Origin of the sequence: Pseudooceanicola onchidii, assembly GCF_004959925.1 — a bacterium.
GTDB classification, from domain to species: domain Bacteria; phylum Pseudomonadota; class Alphaproteobacteria; order Rhodobacterales; family Rhodobacteraceae; genus Pseudooceanicola; species Pseudooceanicola onchidii.
The window spans coordinates 536,669-553,762 of sequence record NZ_SPUW01000003.1 but is presented as its reverse complement, the minus strand read 5'-3'; the positions used below and the strand labels follow the sequence as shown (position 1 = coordinate 553,762).

Annotated in this window: 11 protein-coding genes; 5 read left to right on the top strand and 6 right to left on the bottom strand. The window is 63.2% G+C overall.

Annotated features, from left to right (window positions below):
• The first annotated feature begins 106 nt into the window (after positions 1–106).
• From E4S58_RS15635 to E4S58_RS15625, 3 genes are all read left to right on the top strand, one after another.
• Entirely contained in the window at positions 107–496 is a 390-nt protein-coding gene (locus tag E4S58_RS15635) for a glucose dehydrogenase (protein WP_136637380.1), read from the top strand.
• Positions 493–2,619: a pyrroloquinoline quinone-dependent dehydrogenase gene (locus E4S58_RS15630; RefSeq protein ID WP_136637379.1), complete on the top strand. Its 2,127-nt coding sequence runs from the start codon at positions 493–495 to the stop codon at positions 2,617–2,619. The genes E4S58_RS15635 and E4S58_RS15630 overlap by 4 nt, the downstream gene beginning before the upstream one ends.
• Positions 2,620–2,768: 149 nt before the next feature.
• On the top strand, positions 2,769–4,808 hold the full coding sequence (locus tag E4S58_RS15625) for an ATP-dependent helicase (RefSeq protein ID WP_136637378.1): 2,040 nt from the start codon (positions 2,769–2,771) through the stop codon (positions 4,806–4,808).
• A 36-nt stretch (positions 4,809–4,844) separates the two neighbouring features.
• On the opposite strand, the gene E4S58_RS15620 is transcribed toward E4S58_RS15625, so the two are convergent.
• The 5 genes from E4S58_RS15620 to E4S58_RS15600 are packed head-to-tail and all read right to left on the bottom strand — an operon-like array spanning position 4,845 to position 10,363.
• Entirely contained in the window at positions 4,845–5,822 is a 978-nt protein-coding gene (locus tag E4S58_RS15620) for a c-type cytochrome (protein WP_136637377.1), read from the bottom strand.
• Entirely contained in the window at positions 5,819–6,391 is a 573-nt protein-coding gene (locus E4S58_RS15615; protein ID WP_136637376.1) for a cytochrome c oxidase assembly protein, read from the bottom strand. Before E4S58_RS15615 ends, E4S58_RS15620 begins: the two co-directional genes overlap by 4 nt.
• Entirely contained in the window at positions 6,388–6,789 is a 402-nt protein-coding gene (locus tag E4S58_RS15610; protein WP_136637375.1) for a hypothetical protein, read from the bottom strand. Before E4S58_RS15610 ends, E4S58_RS15615 begins: the two co-directional genes overlap by 4 nt.
• Entirely contained in the window at positions 6,786–9,344 is a 2,559-nt protein-coding gene (ctaD, locus tag E4S58_RS15605; RefSeq protein ID WP_136637374.1) for a cytochrome c oxidase subunit I, read from the bottom strand. The genes E4S58_RS15610 and ctaD overlap by 4 nt, the downstream gene beginning before the upstream one ends.
• A gap of 2 nt (positions 9,345–9,346) precedes the next feature.
• A complete protein-coding gene (locus tag E4S58_RS15600; RefSeq protein ID WP_136637373.1) occupies positions 9,347–10,363 on the bottom strand; it encodes a cytochrome c oxidase subunit II in 1,017 nt (338 codons plus the stop codon).
• Positions 10,364–10,552: 189 nt separating this feature from the next.
• On the opposite strand from E4S58_RS15600, the gene E4S58_RS15595 reads away from it, so the two are divergent.
• Together E4S58_RS15595 and E4S58_RS15590 are read left to right on the top strand one after the other, a co-directional pair.
• Positions 10,553–12,181, top strand: coding sequence for an FAD/NAD(P)-binding protein (locus E4S58_RS15595; RefSeq protein WP_169052691.1), 1,629 nt, complete (start codon positions 10,553–10,555; stop codon positions 12,179–12,181).
• 99 nt (positions 12,182–12,280) lie between these two features.
• Positions 12,281–13,654, top strand: a complete 1,374-nt coding sequence (locus tag E4S58_RS15590; RefSeq protein WP_136637371.1) for an NAD-dependent succinate-semialdehyde dehydrogenase — start codon at positions 12,281–12,283, stop codon at positions 13,652–13,654.
• Positions 13,655–14,058: 404 nt separating this feature from the next.
• Here the strand turns inward: E4S58_RS15590 and E4S58_RS15585 are convergent, their stop codons facing one another.
• Positions 14,059–16,848 (bottom strand): bifunctional aconitate hydratase 2/2-methylisocitrate dehydratase, encoded by a 2,790-nt coding sequence (locus tag E4S58_RS15585; RefSeq protein ID WP_136637370.1) that lies wholly within the window; start codon positions 16,846–16,848, stop codon positions 14,059–14,061.
• Positions 16,849–17,094 lie beyond the last annotated feature (246 nt).

The window sequence follows — 17,094 nt, the reverse complement described above, 5'->3', positions numbered from 1 at the left end:
CTTGCGACCCAAACGAAGCCGCTCGGAACCATTCCGTTGCTCTGCCGTTCATCCAATGGATGCCGTTAGGCTCCAAGTCGAAAACTCACAACATTTCGGAGACACCATGTCCCACATATCAACCGATGTTCAGAGCGAAACATCGGCCCCGGTGACCGACACCATTTGGGGCGTGAAAATCCTTGGCTGGCTGAATGTATTACTCGGTCTGGTCATCTTCGCGGGCGGGATGTGGCTGATCCTCCTCGGGGGCAGCTGGTATTATGGACTTGCCGGGCTGGGCCTGTTGCTCACCGGATTGATGTTGAACCGCTACATGCTCGAGGCCGTCTGGGTCTACTGCGCTGTCTGGTTCGGCACGGCCATGTGGGCATGGTGGGAAGTTGGCAATGACTGGTGGGCCCAGGTCCCTCGGCTCGTGGCTCCGACGCTGATCCTCATCCTCGTCCTTCTCTGCATCCCTTCCCTCGCCCGCCATCGGACCAAATCGATATGACCCATACACCTGTTCCCGCGCGTTGTTTCATCGCGGCGACCCTCGCACTTTCCCTGTCGTCTTTCGCAATGCCCGCCGTCGCGCAATCGCAGTCTGACGCCCCTTCAGCAACTTCGCCCGCTGCATCCGAACCCCAGTCCGGCACCGCTTCGCAGGATGTCTCGGCAGAGGACACGGGCGGCACCACCACCGAAGAGGCGGCCACCGATGGTCCTCAGCCCGAAATGACTGTCGGGGCCGACTGGCCCTATTATGGCGGCGATGCCCGGGCGACCCGCTATTCGCCCCTGTCGCAGATTACGCGCGGCAACGTTGCCAAACTTGAACCCGCGTTCACCTATCACACACAGGACCTTCCCGAGGGCTCGGCCGAAGGGAAATACTCCCCCGAGGTCACGCCCCTCAAGATCGGGGACGATCTGCTGATGTGTTCTGCCATGAACATCCTGATCTCGGTCGACGCGGCAACCGGTGAGGAAAACTGGCGCCACGATCCCGGTGTCGCGAACGAGGCGATCCCCTATGGCGCCACCTGTCGCGGCGTATCCGTCTATCGCAACCCCGACGCGGCCGAAAACGACGCCTGTGCGCTGCGGGTGATCGAAGGCACGCTGGACGCGCGGTTGATCGCCGTGGACGCACGAACCGGCGAACCCTGCGCGGACTTCGGCACCGACGGTCAGGTCGATCTTTGGGAGGGCATCGGCGAAAAGGTGCCCGGATGGTATGCCGTCACCGCCCCGCCGACGATCGTGCGCGGCATCATCGTGACCGGCGCACAGGTCAAGGACGGCCAGGCCGAAGACGCACCCTCGGGCGTCATCCGTGGCTACGACGCCGTCACAGGCGACCTGGCCTGGGCATGGGACCTTGCCGCGCCCGATCGGAACCGCAATGGCCCGGCCGAGGGCGAGACCTACACCCGAGGCACGCCCAACATGTGGACCGCCGGCGTCGCAGACGAAGAACTCGGCTACGTTTATCTGCCGCTCGGCAACTCCTCCGTCGACTACTACGGCTCGAACCGCAGCGAGGCCGAGAATGAATACGCCTCGTCGCTTGTCGCCATCGACGTGACCACCGGTGAAGACGTCTGGCACTTCCAGACCGTGCGCCGCGACGTTTGGGACTATGACCTTGGATCGCAGGCGACGCTGCTGGACTATCAGGGCACACCCGCCGTGTTGCTGCCGTCGAAGCAGGGCGACATCTACATCCTGAACCGTGAAACCGGCGAACCGCTGACACCTGTCGGCGAGTTGACCGATCTCCCCACGGGCGAGGTGGAGCCTGATTTCATCTCCGAAACCCAGCCTGTCAGCGAATGGCACACGCTGCGCAAGGACGCGCTTGAGGAAAAGGACATGTGGGGTTTTTCGCCCATCGACCAGCTCTGGTGCCGCATCCAGTTCCGCCGCGCCAACTATGACGGCTTCTACACGCCCCCCTCGGCCGATAAGCCGTGGATCCAGTATCCGGGCTACAACGGCGGGTCGGACTGGGGGTCTGTCGCCGTCGACACGGAACGCGGCATCCTGATTGCCAACTACAACGACGTGCCCAACTACAACCAGCTGGTGCCGCGCGATCAGGTGACTTCGAAACCGATCAACGAACAGCAGGGCGCAAGCGAAGGTGGCGCCGAAGGGGCCGCCGATCCGCAGGCTGGATCCCCCTACGGCATCGCCGTGAACGCCGGATGGCGCAACGATGTAACCGGTGTGCCCTGCACCCGCCCGCCCTATGGCGGCATCCGGGCCATCGACATGACGACGGGTGAAACGCTCTGGGATCGTCCACTTGGCACCGCGCGTCGCAATGGTCCCTTTGGCATCCCGTCTTTCCTGCCGTTCGACATCGGCACGCCGAATAACGGCGGCGCGGTCGTGACCGCTGGCGGGCTCATCTTCATAGCTTCGGCCACCGACAACCTGTTCCGGGCCATCGATGTCGAAACCGGTGAGACACTCTGGTCGACCGTCCTGCCCGCGGGTGGCCAGGCGAACCCGATCACCTATGAGGTCGACGGGCGGCAATACGTAATGGTGACGGCCATGGGTCACCACTTCATGGAGACCCCCGTCGGGGACGAAGTGATGGCCTGGGCGCTACCCGGGCAATAGGTTCTGGCTCTCGAATACCAAGGCCCGTCGCGATCCTCGATAGCGGCGGGCTTTTCCGTATCCAACGTGACCCACGCCACTTAAATGTTCACCCTATGTTCGACATCTGTTAACCTCTGCGCATACCGAAGCGAGGCGGGCGCAAGACAATGCAGACAGGCTATCTCGACAAGCTGAACGATAACCAGCGCAAGGCCGTGTGCCACGGCGTCGGAAAAGACGCCCTGCCCCCGCCGTTGCTGGTCATCGCGGGGGCAGGTTCGGGAAAGACGAACATGCTGGCGCACCGAGTCGCGCACCTGCTGGTCAACGGGGCGGATCCGCGGCGCCTCCTCCTGATGACCTTTTCCCGACGTGCGGCGACCGAACTCACCCGCCGGGTTGAGCGGATTACCAGCCGGGCCATGGGCACTGGCTATGCTGCCGAGGCGCTGACCTGGGCCGGCACCTTCCACGCCATCGGCGCGCGGCTTCTGCGCGAACATGCCCTGGGGATCGGCCTCAACCCGGATTTCACCATCCATGACCGGGAAGACAGCGCCGATCTGATGAACCTCTGCCGTCACGGGCTGGGTTTTTCGAAAACCGAACAGCGCTTTCCGGCCAAGGGCACTTGCCTCGCGATCTATTCCCGCGTCGTGAACGCAGAGGAGCCGCTGGCAGACACGCTGAAGGATCACTTCCCGTGGTGCATCACCTGGGAGGCCGAGTTGAAACAGCTTTTCGGGGCCTACGTCCGCGCCAAGCAGGAACAGAACGTCCTCGACTACGACGACCTGCTACTGGCCTGGGCACAGGTCATGTCCGACGCGGATTTCGCCGCCTTCATCGGGGCGCAGTGGGACCACGTGCTGATCGACGAATACCAAGACACGAACCGGCTTCAGGCGCGCATCCTCAAGGCGATGAAGCCGGATGGTCGCGGCCTGACAGTCGTGGGCGACGATGCGCAGTCGATCTATGCCTTCCGGGCCGCAACCGTGCGCAATATTCTCGACTTTCCGTCCACCTACACGCCCGCAGCCGATGTGGTAACGCTGGACCGCAACTACCGGTCGACCAAGCCGATCCTCGATGCCGCCAACGCGGTGATCAGCGCGGCACGCGAGCGGTTCACCAAGGATCTCTGGACCGAACGGGCCTCGGCCGAGAAGCCCCGGATCGTCACCGTCCAGTCCGAAACCGAACAGGCCCGCTATATCGTCGACAAGGTGCTGGAAGACCGCGAGACGGGCACGGCGCTCAAGGATCAGGCCGTCCTCTTCCGCACCGCAAGCCATTCCGGCCAGCTGGAGGTGGAACTTACACGGCGCAACGTGCCCTTCGTGAAGTTCGGCGGGCTCAAGTTCCTTGACAGCGCGCACGTCAAGGACCTGCTGGCCATGCTCCGGTTCGCCCAAAATCCGCGCGACCGCGTGGCGGGGTTCCGTGTCCTGCACCTCCTGCCCGGCATCGGGCCGGTCGCGGCGGGCCGTATCCTTGATGCCATCGACCTCTCTGCGGATACCCGGCTGGTTCTCGACACGGTCGAACCCCCGGCCCGCACCGCCGCCGACTGGCCCGCTTTTGTCGAAGCTGTGACGACCAAGGCCGACTGGCCCGCAGCCATCGGATTGGCGCGGGCCTGGTATGACCCGCATCTCGACCGTATCCACGAAGACGCCGAGGCGCGACGCGCCGACCTGCTCCAACTGGAGCAGATCGCAGCGGGCTATCCCACGCGCGAAAAGTTCCTGACCGAGCTCACGCTCGATCCGCCTGATGCGACCAGCGACCAATCCGGAATTCCGCTGAGGGACGAAGATTACTTGATCTTGTCCACCATCCATTCGGCGAAGGGGCAGGAATGGAAGTCTGTCTATCTTTTGAATGCGGTGGACGGGTGCATTCCTTCGGATCTCGGCACGGGATCAACCGCCGAGATCGAAGAGGAACGTCGCCTGCTTTATGTCGCGATGACCCGCGCAAAGGATCGCCTGACGTTGGGCGTTCCGCTCAGGTTCTACGTCACTCAGCAGGCCCGGAACGGCGACCGGCATGTCTACGCGATGCGGACACGGTTCATTCCAAAAGGCATGCTCTACAAGTTCGATTGCTTCAGCTGGGCACCTACTCCAGTTGCCGGGGCCTCTGCCACCGCGCCCGGGCGGATCAACGTGGCGGCGCAGATGACTGCGATGTGGGATTGACCCGGTCCGCCGCGCAGCTTCCCCCCCCAACTCCGGTCAACGGCCGGAGAAATACGCCGCGAGATCGGAAATCTCCTGATCCGTCAATTCGACGGCTGCGGCGGCCATCAGTTTGTTGTGATCCAGCACGCCGTCCCGCCAAAGGTGAAGCTGGTCGGCGATATAGGCTTCGTTCTGACCGGCCAGTCGCGGTCCCTTGGAAGCATCCGCACCGTGACACGCGACGCAGGCGGGAACGTCCCGCGATCCCTTCGCAGCCAGATCGCTCCCCCTGCTGTCGGCCATGCCCGACCCGGACGGCTCATCACCCGCCCCGCGCGTCGACAGAGCCGCGGAAAGCTCCGCATCCTGATCCTCGGGCACCATCGACATCGCCTGCGCCATGATCCCGCTTGGACGCAAGCCACTGCGATAAGCGGCCAGCTGATCCGCGATGTAGTCCGAGCCGAGAATATCCAGACGCGGCACCGGCCCTGCGACCGTGCCATGACAGGTCCGACAATAGCCCTCCCCGTAGGTGGCCTGCGGCACGGGGCTCGGTGTTCCGCCCTGGACCGTCATCAACCACGCGACCACCGACCAGACCTCATCCGGCCGGTCGGTCACAGGCCACCCCGGCATCCCGCTCATCTTCACACCGTTCTGCACGATCCAGTGCAGCTCGTTCGGCTGCCAGTCCTTGACCGCTTCGGCAATCTCCGGCGGCTCGGGGACCATCGCCCGGATGGTCGCGCTGCGCGGCTGTCCCGGTGCGCCGTGGCACATCGCGCAGGCTGTCGCATAATGCCCCGCCCCCAGCGCGATCAGATCGGGATCGTCCAGCGGCGGCACCTCCTCCATCGACGGTGCCCGCAGCTTGACCGCACTTCGAAACGTGGTGTGCAGCACCCATGACACCCCCGGCCAATGCCCGGCGTGGGCCGACACGTTGTAAAGCCCGAACCCGACCACCGCAGCCGCCCCGGTCAGACCGAGCCCCGCCAGGACCGCCAGCGTCAGCAGAACCATTCTCATGCCGCGGTCCTCTCGTTCAGCGCCTGTGCCGTCAGCCATAGCCCGGCCACCAGATAGACCGGCGTCCCGATCGCCAGCATCAGCATCCCGCCGATCTGCTGGCCCGACAGGTTCGGCACGGTGCCGCAAATCTCGGCATAGAGGTCGCGCGGCGCCAGCACCAGCAACGCGCCCAACAGGGTCATATGCATCGAGGTCAGCAAAAGCCCCCCGGCCCCGGCCAACGGCTGATCCACCCGCAGGCATCCGGCCCAGACAAAAAGGCCGACGATCAGGAAACTGCCCTGTTCGAGAACGAGCCCGACGCCCCCCAACCGCCCGACCGCGTGCGCGGCCGGCATGTGCCAGCCCCAGACGACGACGAATTCGACCAGAGCCGCGGCAAGGGGCGCGACCGTGACACGCCGGAACAGGTTCCGCAGGCCCAGCACGATCAGAGGTGCCGCCAATGCGACAAGTGTCATGTGGCGCAGCATGTGGAGGGCAAAGTCCGGCATGACCTCGGACAGAGGTAGTAACCATATGCCCACCAGCAGGGCACCCGCAGGAAGAAGGTAGACCGGTCTCACTGGCAGCCCCCTATGAAGACAAGCGGCAGGGTCACGAAGATCGCGCCGATGACAGAGATCACAGACAGCAGGAACGCGGCATGTCCAAGGAAGTGGTGCCGGTCCTCTGCCCTGCCCCGGCGGTTGATGAAATCACCGGTCTCGCTGACGTTCCACTGTCGCCAAGCCCTCCAGCCGATGAGGCTGATCCCGCCGACGACAAGACAGCTGAATACCAGAAGCCCCGCGCGGACGGTTGGGAAATCCCAGCCCTTGGCACAGGTCACGGCGACCAATGCATAGCAGATCACGAAATGCGCGGCCCAAAGCGTGGGGGCCATGGTGATTTTCAGAAGGCTCGACTGTTCTTCCGAGAACTCGGCTTCGTCTTCCCGACGCTTTGGCTGATCGTCGGTCATAGCGCCCCCGGTGCAAGTCCCAGGATCGCGCAGACGACCAAGGCGGAGATCGTGACGAAGTGCCAGTAAAGCGTGACGTTCCAGATATCCGCATCATAGCGCGGCGTCAGCTTGCCAAAGATCGACCCTGCCAGACAGTAAAGCAGCATGATGACCCCGGCGCCGACATGCACAGCGATCCAGATCGCCAGCGCCCAGAGCGTTGCCGGGTAGACATGCGCTTCGGGGTCGAGCGGAGTGACCGCCCCGATCAGCGCGGTCGCACCGCCCGCCACGGCCAAAGACGCCAGCCCCAGACACAGCCGAGCGGCCTGCAAAGCGCCGCCGCGGTTCAGATGCCGGGCACCGACGGTCAGGGCCCAGCCCGCCGCAAATCCCGTCGCTGCAAGGGCGACCAGACCGGGCAATGCGTGCAGGGCACCGACGGGGGGGAAGTCTGGCTGGGCCGTCCAGTAGAAGAAGAACCCGAAGACGAGCGAGGCAAGGGCAGTCGCATCGCCGAGCATCGTGATCCACATCGCCCACCACCCGACCGAGGACGGCCCGGCGGCATAGGTTGGCAAGGTCAGACCCAGCCCCACGTCCTTGGCGTCCGCTTCCGGCGGGCGCGCGGTCGAGGTCCAGAGCCAATAGAGGATACAGACCACCGCGAAGACGCCACAGACGATGGCGGGCGGATACATGTGGAACGTCGGAAAGATGAACGCCCCGCCGGTGAACGCCGCCGCCGCCAGCGTTATCCAGGCAGGCCCGGTGACCCGTTGCACCTGCACCGGCGTCGCGTCGATGACCGACGTGATCAACGTCTCGCGCTTCCCCTCCTCGGCGTCGGGCAGATAGTAGCGCCCGGCATCCATCCGCGCGACCATCCCCGGCTGATCCCAAAGCGGATAGCGCGTGGTGACATGCGGGATCGACCGCACGCCCCAGGCTTCTTCGGGGATGTCATGCGACCATTCAAGCGTGCCGGCGTCCCATGGGTTCCGCTCGATCTGCGGCTGGTCTTTCTTCGGACGGATCAGATCCCAGACAAACACGCCGAAACCAGCCGCAACGATGAACGACCCCAAGGTCGAGATCATGTTCAACCCGTCCCAACCCAGGCCGGTCGGATATGTGTAGACCCGTCGTGGCATGCCCCAGAGGCCGGTCAGGTGCATCGGCAGGAACGTCAGGTTGAACCCGGTGAAGATCAGCCAGAAGGCCCATTTCCCCAGCCGGTCCGACAGTTTCTTTTTCTGGATGAACGGGAAGAAGTAATAGACCCCGGCGATAACAGGAAAGACCATGCCGCCGAAGAGCGTGTAGTGCAGATGCGCCACGATGAAATAGGTGTCATGCGCCTGAAAATCGAAGGGGGCCAGCGCCAGCATCACGCCCGTCAGTCCACCCATGGTGAAGATCGCCAGAGCGCCTGAGATCCAAAGCATTGGCAGCGTCATCTTCACCCGTCCCACCATCAGCGTCGCGAGGAAGGCGAAAATCTGGATGCCCGTCGGGATCACCACCGCCTCGGACGCGGCCGAGAAGAAGCCGAGCGAGATTGACGGCAGCCCCGTGGTGAACATGTGGTGGACCCAGAGCCCGAACGACAGGAACCCGGTGCCCACGGCCGACAGGACGATCCACGAATAGCCGAAGATCGGACGCCGCGCGACGGCCGGGATCACCATGGCCGCAATCGCGATCGACGGCAGGAAAATGATGTAGACCTCCGGGTGCCCGAAAATCCAGAACAGGTGCTGCCAGAGCATCGGGTCCCCGCCCCGCGTCGGGTCGAAGAAGGGCCAGTTGAAGGACCGCTCAAGCTCGAACAGGAAATCGCCCGCAATCAGCGGCGGGAAGGCAAAGAGGATCATCCCGCCCACGACCAGCACATACCACGCATAAAGCGGCATGATGTTGACCCGCATACCGGGCGGGCGGCACTTCAGAGTGCCGACGATCAATTCGACCGCCGCCGCGATCGATGCCACCTCGATGAACGACAGGCCCAGTAGCCAGATGTCCGACCCCGGACCGGGGTCCTTGGTCGCAAGCGGCGGATACATGAACCAACCCGCCCGCGGCGCCACGTCGAAAAAGATCGACCCGATGACAAAGACGCCGCCGATCAGGAAGCACCAATACCCGAAGGCCGAAAGCCGCGGAAACGGCATGTCCCGCGCCCCCAGCATTCCCGGCAGCAGCAGGATCGAAATTGCCTCGAACATCGGCACGGCGAAAAGGAACATCATCGCCGACCCGTGCATCGTGAAGAGCTGGTTGAACCGGTCGGCCGAGATCAGGTCGTTCTCGGGCACCGCCAGTTGCACCCGGATCAGAAGCGCCATGACGCCTGCCAGCAACATGAACGCCAGCGCCGTCAGGCAATACCACTTCCCGACCTCGGAATTGTTGACTGCGGACCAGTAGCGCCAGCCCTTCGGCGTCTCCCACACCTTGCGAAGGCGATCCTCCTGCGCGCGCTGAACCTCATCCGGCACCGGCTCTGCCAGCATCGCATCCGTTGGCGGATAGGGTCCGGTCGGTTCGGGCAGCCCGCTCTTTTGCATCTTCACTTCAATCCGTTCAAATAATGGGCCAGATCCGCCAGATCGGTTCCGGTAAGATCATAGCTGGGCATTTTGACCTCGGGCTTCAGATCCTCTGTATGCGCGATCCAAGCTTCGAGGTTTTGCAACGTCATGCTGGAACGACCGGCCCCGAGTGTCTTTCGGCTGCCGACGTGGCTGAGGTCCGGCCCGACCAGCCCGACCGCCGGTGTCCCGCGGACCGCATGACAGGCCCCACACCCTTCATTGAGAAACACCTCCTGCCCCCGCTGCGCTGCCTCATCCTGAGGGGCCACCGCATCAGCGGCCTCCGCCTCGAGCCACGCATCGAATTCGGCAGGCTCCAGCGCCACTGCGGCGAACGCCATCCAGGCATGCGATGCGCCACAGAACTCGGCACACTGGCCGCGATACGTGCCCGCCCGTTCGGGAAGCAGGCTAATCATCGTGTCGCGGCCCGGAAACATGTCCATCTTGCCGCCGAGCGCGGGGATCCAGAAGGAATGGATGACCTTGTCAGACGTCAGATGGATTTCGGTCCGCTGTCCGACCGGCAGGCGGATTTCGTTGGCAGAGACCACAGGGGTGTCAGCCCCTTCCGGCCAATATTCGACCCGCCACCACCATTGTTCGCCCGTCACCCTTACGACCAGACCGTCGCCCGGGCGCCGTGGGTCCGGCAGGATACTCAGCCCCCACACCAGCAGCGCGGTGAGGACGAATACGGGCAGGATGATCCCCCCGCCGATCAGGATATGGCGGGCATAGCGCTTGTCGACCGCACCGGGCCGCACGCTCGACATGTAGTAGAAGGCACCGTTGACCACCAACCACAGCACGACCGCGCCACCAAGCATGGTCCAGAAAAGCAGTGATATGGAGGACGCGTCGTAGCCGGCGGGATTGAGCGTAGACTGTTCCCGTCCGCAACCTGCCAGCGCGGTAAAAAGAACGATAACGATAAATGTCCTACCCGTCGGTTGACAGCCCGTGTCCCGCCCGTGCCCGCGTGCGCTCATCTTTCTGCAACGGACCAGAGGGCAAAAAGTTCCAAGCCGGAGCGAATATCAACTTGGCCTGCGGAACTACCCTTGTTTCCCAGCAATACGATGCGTGTTGCGCCTCGGCCATGCTATGACGGGCAGAAGCAAATCAATCTCGCGGCGTGACTCGAACAGTCTGCGACATTCGACATCGGATCAGGGCACTTGGAGAGACTGGCATTTCAGAAGATCGCGATCATTGGGTTGGGTCCACGCGGCCTGGGCGCACTGGAAGCCCTCGCCGACTGCGCGACAGCTCGCGGGGTTCGTTTAGAAGTCGACATCTTCGACACCTACCCCGAGCCGGGTGCAGGCCCCAATTTCGATCCGCGGGAGCCGCAGCACTGTCTGGTGAATATTCCCCTGCGGGATATCGACCTGCGTCGGCCAGAGGGGCTGGACCTTACCCCGTTTGCACAATGGCTGGGGCCCCGGTTCGGCAAAGATGACTTTCCACCGCGGGCGGAGGTGGGGCAGTATCTTGAACAGCGGTTCGACAAACTGAAAGACACCGCGACGATGATGACAACCCGGCACTACCCGGAGCAGGTTGAATGCCTTCAGCGCAAAGATGATGCCTGGCATGTCCACACGGGGCCCAACGCTCACGGACCCTATGCAGAGGTTCTGATGGTCCCCGGCCAGCCGCCGACCCGGCCCGACGACCAGCTGGCCGACTGGAAGGCCCATGCCGCCGACCGCGATACAACGCTCGCCGCTGCCTATCCGGCACGGGCGCTGGAAAAGGCGGCCGAGCAGTGGTCCGGTCAGACCCTCGCGATCAGGGGTTTTGCCCTGTCATCATTCGATGTCATCCGCGTGCTGACGGTTGGTCAGGGCGGCCGCTTCGCAGGCGGGCAATACCTTGCGTCCGGTCAGGAACCCGCCTGCATCGTGCCGTTTTCGATAGACGGCAAACCGCCGTATCCCAAACCTGCCACCGGTGAAATCGACGCCCGGTATGAGCCGACACCGGACGAAACAGAGGTTTTCAGAAAGGCCGTATTCGAAGCTTCGAAAGGCACGCCCGAGGCGGCACAGGCCCATTTGACAGACGCGCTGGCAACGCCCGTGTTCCGTATATTGTCGACCTTTGGAACAGAAGGCATCCGCTCTGCCGTAGGCGACTGGCTGGCGCGTGAATGGTCCGATCCGGGCTGCCAGGAGGATGCCTCTGCCCTGGAGGTCCTCAAGGACGGGGTCGCAATGGCGGAGGGCGTCAGCGCGCCGTCAATCGGCTATGTCGTTGGTCAGGTCTGGCGCAAGTGGCAGGATCCGTTGCGACAGGCCTACAATCCGGCGAACACACCACCTGCCACAGCCGCGGCGATTGTAGGGTTCGATGAGGGCCTCAAGCGGTATTCCTATGGGCCGCCGGTCAGTGCCTGCCGAGAGCTGATGACCCTGATAGACGCCGGTATCGTATCGATCGAATGGGCCCGTGACCCCGATATCTCGCTGATGAACACCGGCTGGCAATTGAACGTCCGGGACCAAAGCGTGACCGCGACGGTCATGATCGACGCCGTCCTGCCCTCTCCGGATCCGCAGCAGGTGGTGTCACCCCTGATCTCCGGGTTGATGACAGATGGATACCTCACGACGCTGGATGACCTGGGCGCCCGCACGGCGTCCGACGGGCGGTTGATTGGCGACGACAACGAGCCCGTGCAGGGGTTAAGCCTTCTGGGACGCCTCGCCCTTGGCAGCGTAATCGCAGCGGACAGCCTGCACGATTGCTTCGGCGCGTCGTCCAAGAGATGGGCCGAGGGCGTCCTCTCTCGCCTCTCCTGACGATGCGTGCTGCCCCTATGGGTCACCTTCGCGAATGTCATGGAAACATTTCGGCCGGGTCGCGTTGGCCTCGTGACCAAAGCGAACGAGGAACGACCCATGAGCAGCCCGATCAAGACCATCAATCCGACCAACGGCGACATCATCGACACCTATGATCTCATGTCCGATCAGCAGGTCGAAACCGCGATCCAAGCCTGCCACGACGCCTTCGATCAATGGCGCCTTGTCTCGCTGGAGGACCGGGCCGCGAAGATCAAGGCGATCGGGCAGGCTCTTCGTGACAGCAAGGAGGACTTCGCCCAGCTCATGACCCGCGAGGTCGGCAAGCTGATCGGCGACAGCCGCGATGAGATCGACCTCTGCGCAGCGATCTGCGATTTCACCGCCGCACAGGGTCCGAAAGAACTGGCCGATGAGGAGCGCGACATCCCCGATGGTCAGGGCGTCATCACCTACGCGCCGATCGGGGTGATCTATGGCATGCAGCCCTGGAATTTCCCGTGCTACCAGGTCATCCGATACGCCGTCGCAAACCTGATGGCCGGAAACGGCATCCTCCTGAAACACGCGTCGAACTGCACCGGAAGCGGGCTGTTCCTACGCGACTTGATGGACCGCGCCGGGATTCCGGAGAAACTGTTCACCGTTCTGGTGATCGACCACGACCAGTCCGACAAGGTTATCGCAAATGATCTGGTGCGCGGCGTCACCATGACTGGCAGCGACGGCGCCGGGCGCGTCGTTGCCCAGCAAGCCGCGAAATATCTGAAGAAGACCGTGCTCGAACTCGGATCGAACGATGCCTACGTCGTGCTGGACGACGCCGATCTGGACCTTGCCGTCGCGACCTGCGTCGCTGGCCGTCTCTACAACAATGGCCAGACTTGCGTAGCCGCCAAGCGGTTCATCGTGACCGAAGCCAATTACGACACGTTCGTCGATCGCTTCACCGATCAGATGTCGCAGGTGAAACTGGTCGATCCTGCCGAAGCTGACAGCGGCCTCGGACCGATGGCGCGCACGGACCTGCGCGACGACCTTGCCAAGCAGGTCGAGGAAAGTGTCGCAAAAGGCGCAAAGGTGCTGTGCGGCGGCGAAGTGCCAGACCGTGAAGGCGCATACTATCCTGCAACCGTTCTCGTGGATGTCGCTCCCGGTCAACCCGCCTACGACGACGAGTTGTTCGGCCCCGTGGCCTCGGTGATCCGGGCCAAGGATGACGACGATGCGATGCGGATCGCCAACGACAGCCGCTATGGCCTTGGTGGCGGTATCTTCTCGAAGGACGCGAAACGGGCACGGGACCTGGCCGCAAAGCATTTCGACACCGGTATGGTCTGCATCAACAAATATAACCTTGCCATCCCGAACATGCCTTTTGGAGGCGTGAAGGACAGCGGCTACGGTCGTGAGCATGGTGGATTTGGCATGAAGGAGTTCGTCAACGCCAAGTCGCTCTACATCGCGTGAAACAGCAACCGACGAAACGCTGCTTGAATTCGCGATTTGGAATTTGACATAGTGGTTCGTGTCGGCACTTTCGCCGGGCCTACAAAATGGGCCTACACGAATTTTGCCGACGCGCACCGCGCCTTATAAACAAGGCTACAATTAACCGAAAGGAACTCGATCGGCACTATCCATCATCGGGGCGACGGACAGGCGCGCGGCTTTTCTGACGGTGCTGTAGTCCATGCAGGGCATCCCCCAGGGTGTCATCGGTGAAGCGGGCCATTTGGCAGAAAACCCGGCAAACAGCAAGATCCGCGGCAGCGCTGAGCCTCTTGAGGCCGAACTGCAGGCCGCAGGCCGGGCAAAGCAAAAGGCCCGGCGATGTCGCGCCGGGCCTTGAGGATCGTTCTAGAGGACGCGGATCAGAAGTGCGCCGACCGGGTGGTGCCCGGAACCGCCAGCGGCGGGGCGAACTTGGTCAGGTCGATGCCCTCGACCGACTTCCGGTATTCCTCGGCCGTGGGCGTGCGGCCCAGGATCGCCGACAGGACGACGACGGGGGTCGAGGCCAGCAGGCTCTCGCCCTTCTTCTCGGCGCTGTCTTCCACCACGCGGCCCTGGAACAGGCGGGTCGAGGTCGCCAGCACGGTGTCTCCCTTAGCGGCCTTCTCCTGGTTGCCCATGCAAAGGTTGCAGCCCGGGCGTTCCAGGTAGAGCACGTTCTCGTATTCGGTCCGCGCCTGCGCCTTGGGGAACATGTCGTCGAATTCGAAGCCCGAATACTTCTGCAGGATCTCCCAGTCGCCCTCGGCCTTCAGTTCGTCGATGATGTTGTAGGTCGGCGCGGCCACGACCAGCGGGGCCTTGAATTCGACCTTGCCGGTGTCCTTTTCGAGGTTCTTGAGCATCTGGGCCACGATCTTCATGTCGCCCTTGTGCACCATGCACGACCCGACAAAGCCCAGGTCCACCTTCTTGTCGCCGCCGTAGTAGGACACGGGGCGGATGGTGTCGTGGGTATAGCGCTTGGACACGTCGGCGTTGTTGACGTCCGGGTCCGCGATCATCGGCTCGTTGATCTGGTCCAGATCGACGACGACCTCGGCCACGTACTTGGCATTGGCATCCGGGGTCAGGGCAGGCTTTTCACCCGACGTGATCTCGGCGATGCGGCGGTCGGCCTTGGCGATCAGACCGGCCAGGGTGCCGGCCTCATTGTCCATGCCCTTGTCGATCATCACCTGGATGCGGGATTTCGCCAGCTCAAGCGACCCGATCAGCGTCTCGTCGTTCGAGATACAGATCGACGCTTTCGCCTTCATCTCGGCGGTCCAGTCGGTGAAGGTAAAGGCCTGGTCGGCCAGCAGCGTGCCGATGTGCACTTCGATGATGCGGCCCTGGAACACGTTGTCGCCGTGCTGCTGCAGCATCTGCAGCTGGGTGGCATGGACCACGTCACGGAAATCCATGTGATCCGCCATCTGGCCGGTAAAGGTCACCTTGACCGATTCCGGGATCGGCATGGTCGCCTCGCCAGTGGCCAGCGCCAGCGCCACGGTGCCCGAATCCGCGCCGAAGGCCACGCCCTTGGACATGCGGGTGTGGCTGTCGCCGCCGATGATGATGTCCCAGTCGTCCACGGTGATGTCGTTCAGCACCTTGTGGATCACGTCGGTCATCGCGTGATAGCCGTCTTTCGGATCGCGCGCGGTGATCAGGCCGAAGTTGTTCATGAAGGACATCAGGCGCGGGATGTTGGCCTGGGCCTTCTTGTCCCAGACCGACGCGGTGTGACAGCCCGACTGATAGGCGCCATCCACGGTCGGAGAGATGACGGTGGCGGCCATCGCCTCAAGCTCCTGGCTGGTCATCAGGCCGGTGGTGTCCTGGCTGCCCACGATGTTGACCTTCACGCGCACGTCGGACCCGGCGTGCAGGGTCTTGCCCGGGGTCGACCCCACGGCATTGCGGTTGAAGATCTTTTCAACCGCGGTCAGGCCCTGGCCCTCGTGGCTGATTTCCTTGTTGGGGGCAAAGACCTGCGGTGCCTCGATCCCAAGCGTTTCGGCGGCCAGCGTCTGCAGCTTCTTGCCGAAGACGATGGCGTAGGAGCTGCCCGCCTTCATGAATTCGACTTTCTGCGGCGTGAAGGCCGAGGACACATCGGCCAGTTCTTCGCCGTTCTCGTCCTTCAGTTTCTTCGCCTTGGTGTCGATGGTCAGCACGGTGCCGGTTTCGACCGAATACTTCTGTTCGAGGATCGGGTTGCCGTCGTTGTTGAGGATCGGCTTGCCGTCTTCGTCGACCTTCTTGACCCAGTTCTTCAGGTCCAGGCCGATGCCGCCGGTCACCCCCACGGTGGTCAGGAAGATCGGAGAGATGCCGTTGGTGCCCGCGACGACCGGGGCGTAGTTCACGAAGGGCACATAGGGCGAGGCCTGCTTGCCGGTCCAGAGCGCGACGTTGTTCACGCCCGACATCCGCGACGACCCGACGCCCATGGTGCCTTTTTCCGCGATCAGCATGACGCGCTTGTCGGGGTGCTGCAGCTTCAGCGCCTCGATTTCCTTCTGCGCCGCCTCCGAGATCATGCACTTGCCGTGCAGTTCCCGGTCCGAGCGCGAATGCGCCTGGTTGCCCGGCGACAGCAGGTCGGTCGAGATATCGCCTTCGGCGGCGATATAGGTCACGACCTTCACCTCGGCATCGACCTCCGGCAGCTTGGTGAAGAACTCGGCCCTGGCGTAGCTTTCCAGGATGTCCTTGGCGACCGGGTTGCCCGCCTTGTAGGCGGCCTGCAGACGGTCCGTGTCGGCCTCGTAAAGGAACACCTGCGTCTTCAGCACCTCGGCCGCCTGACCGGCGGTCGCGGCATCATCGCCAAGCGCCAGGTCCAGAAGCACGCGCACCGACGGGCCGCCCTTCATGTGCGACAGCAGCTCGAACGCGAAGGTCGGGGTGATTTCCGCAACCTCGGCCTCGCCCTCGATGATCTCTTTCAGGAAGGCCGCCTTGACGCCCGCGGCGCTCGTCGTGCCGGGCAGCGTGTTGTAGATGAAGAACTTCAGGGCATCCGCGCGCTGCGGATTGCCGGTGTCCTTGATCAGGGTGATCAGCTCTGCCACCAGCGCACCGTCGTCGATCGGCTTGGGGTGCAGACCTTCTGTTTTGCGGGTTTCGATTTCGGCGAGATAGGCGTCATACAGGCTCATTGGCTTTTCCGGCTGATAAGTGTGCAACAAGGGACTTGGCGGGGTCTCCGGGACCGTCTGGCAACGGGCCTCGTGATTTGTATACGGCAGTACACAAAGCACCCGTCGCCCGCAAGATCTATCCGCCCGCTATCATGAAGCAATGGTTGCGTCCACGTTCCCGCGCGGCGGATGTCATCATCCTGAACCGGATCACCGCACTGGACGTCACGGCCTGATGCCGTACCATTGTCCCACCCGGAACCG

What these genes read in the sequence shown, in the direction of transcription:
- E4S58_RS15620 (WP_136637377.1), bottom strand. Translation starts at nt 5,822, where the DNA reads ATGAGAATGGTTCTGCTGACGCTGGCGGTCCTGGCGGGGCTCGGTCTG.
- ctaD (WP_136637374.1), bottom strand. Translation starts at nt 9,344, where the DNA reads ATGCAAAAGAGCGGGCTGCCCGAACCGACCGGACCCTATCCGCCAACG.
- E4S58_RS15630 (WP_136637379.1), top strand. Translation starts at nt 493, where the DNA reads ATGACCCATACACCTGTTCCCGCGCGTTGTTTCATCGCGGCGACCCTC.
- E4S58_RS15635 (WP_136637380.1), top strand. Translation starts at nt 107, where the DNA reads ATGTCCCACATATCAACCGATGTTCAGAGCGAAACATCGGCCCCGGTG.
- E4S58_RS15625 (WP_136637378.1), top strand. Translation starts at nt 2,769, where the DNA reads ATGCAGACAGGCTATCTCGACAAGCTGAACGATAACCAGCGCAAGGCC.
- E4S58_RS15610 (WP_136637375.1), bottom strand. Translation starts at nt 6,789, where the DNA reads ATGACCGACGATCAGCCAAAGCGTCGGGAAGACGAAGCCGAGTTCTCG.
- E4S58_RS15600 (WP_136637373.1), bottom strand. Translation starts at nt 10,363, where the DNA reads ATGAGCGCACGCGGGCACGGGCGGGACACGGGCTGTCAACCGACGGGT.
- E4S58_RS15585 (WP_136637370.1), bottom strand. Translation starts at nt 16,848, where the DNA reads ATGAGCCTGTATGACGCCTATCTCGCCGAAATCGAAACCCGCAAAACA.
- E4S58_RS15590 (WP_136637371.1), top strand. Translation starts at nt 12,281, where the DNA reads ATGAGCAGCCCGATCAAGACCATCAATCCGACCAACGGCGACATCATC.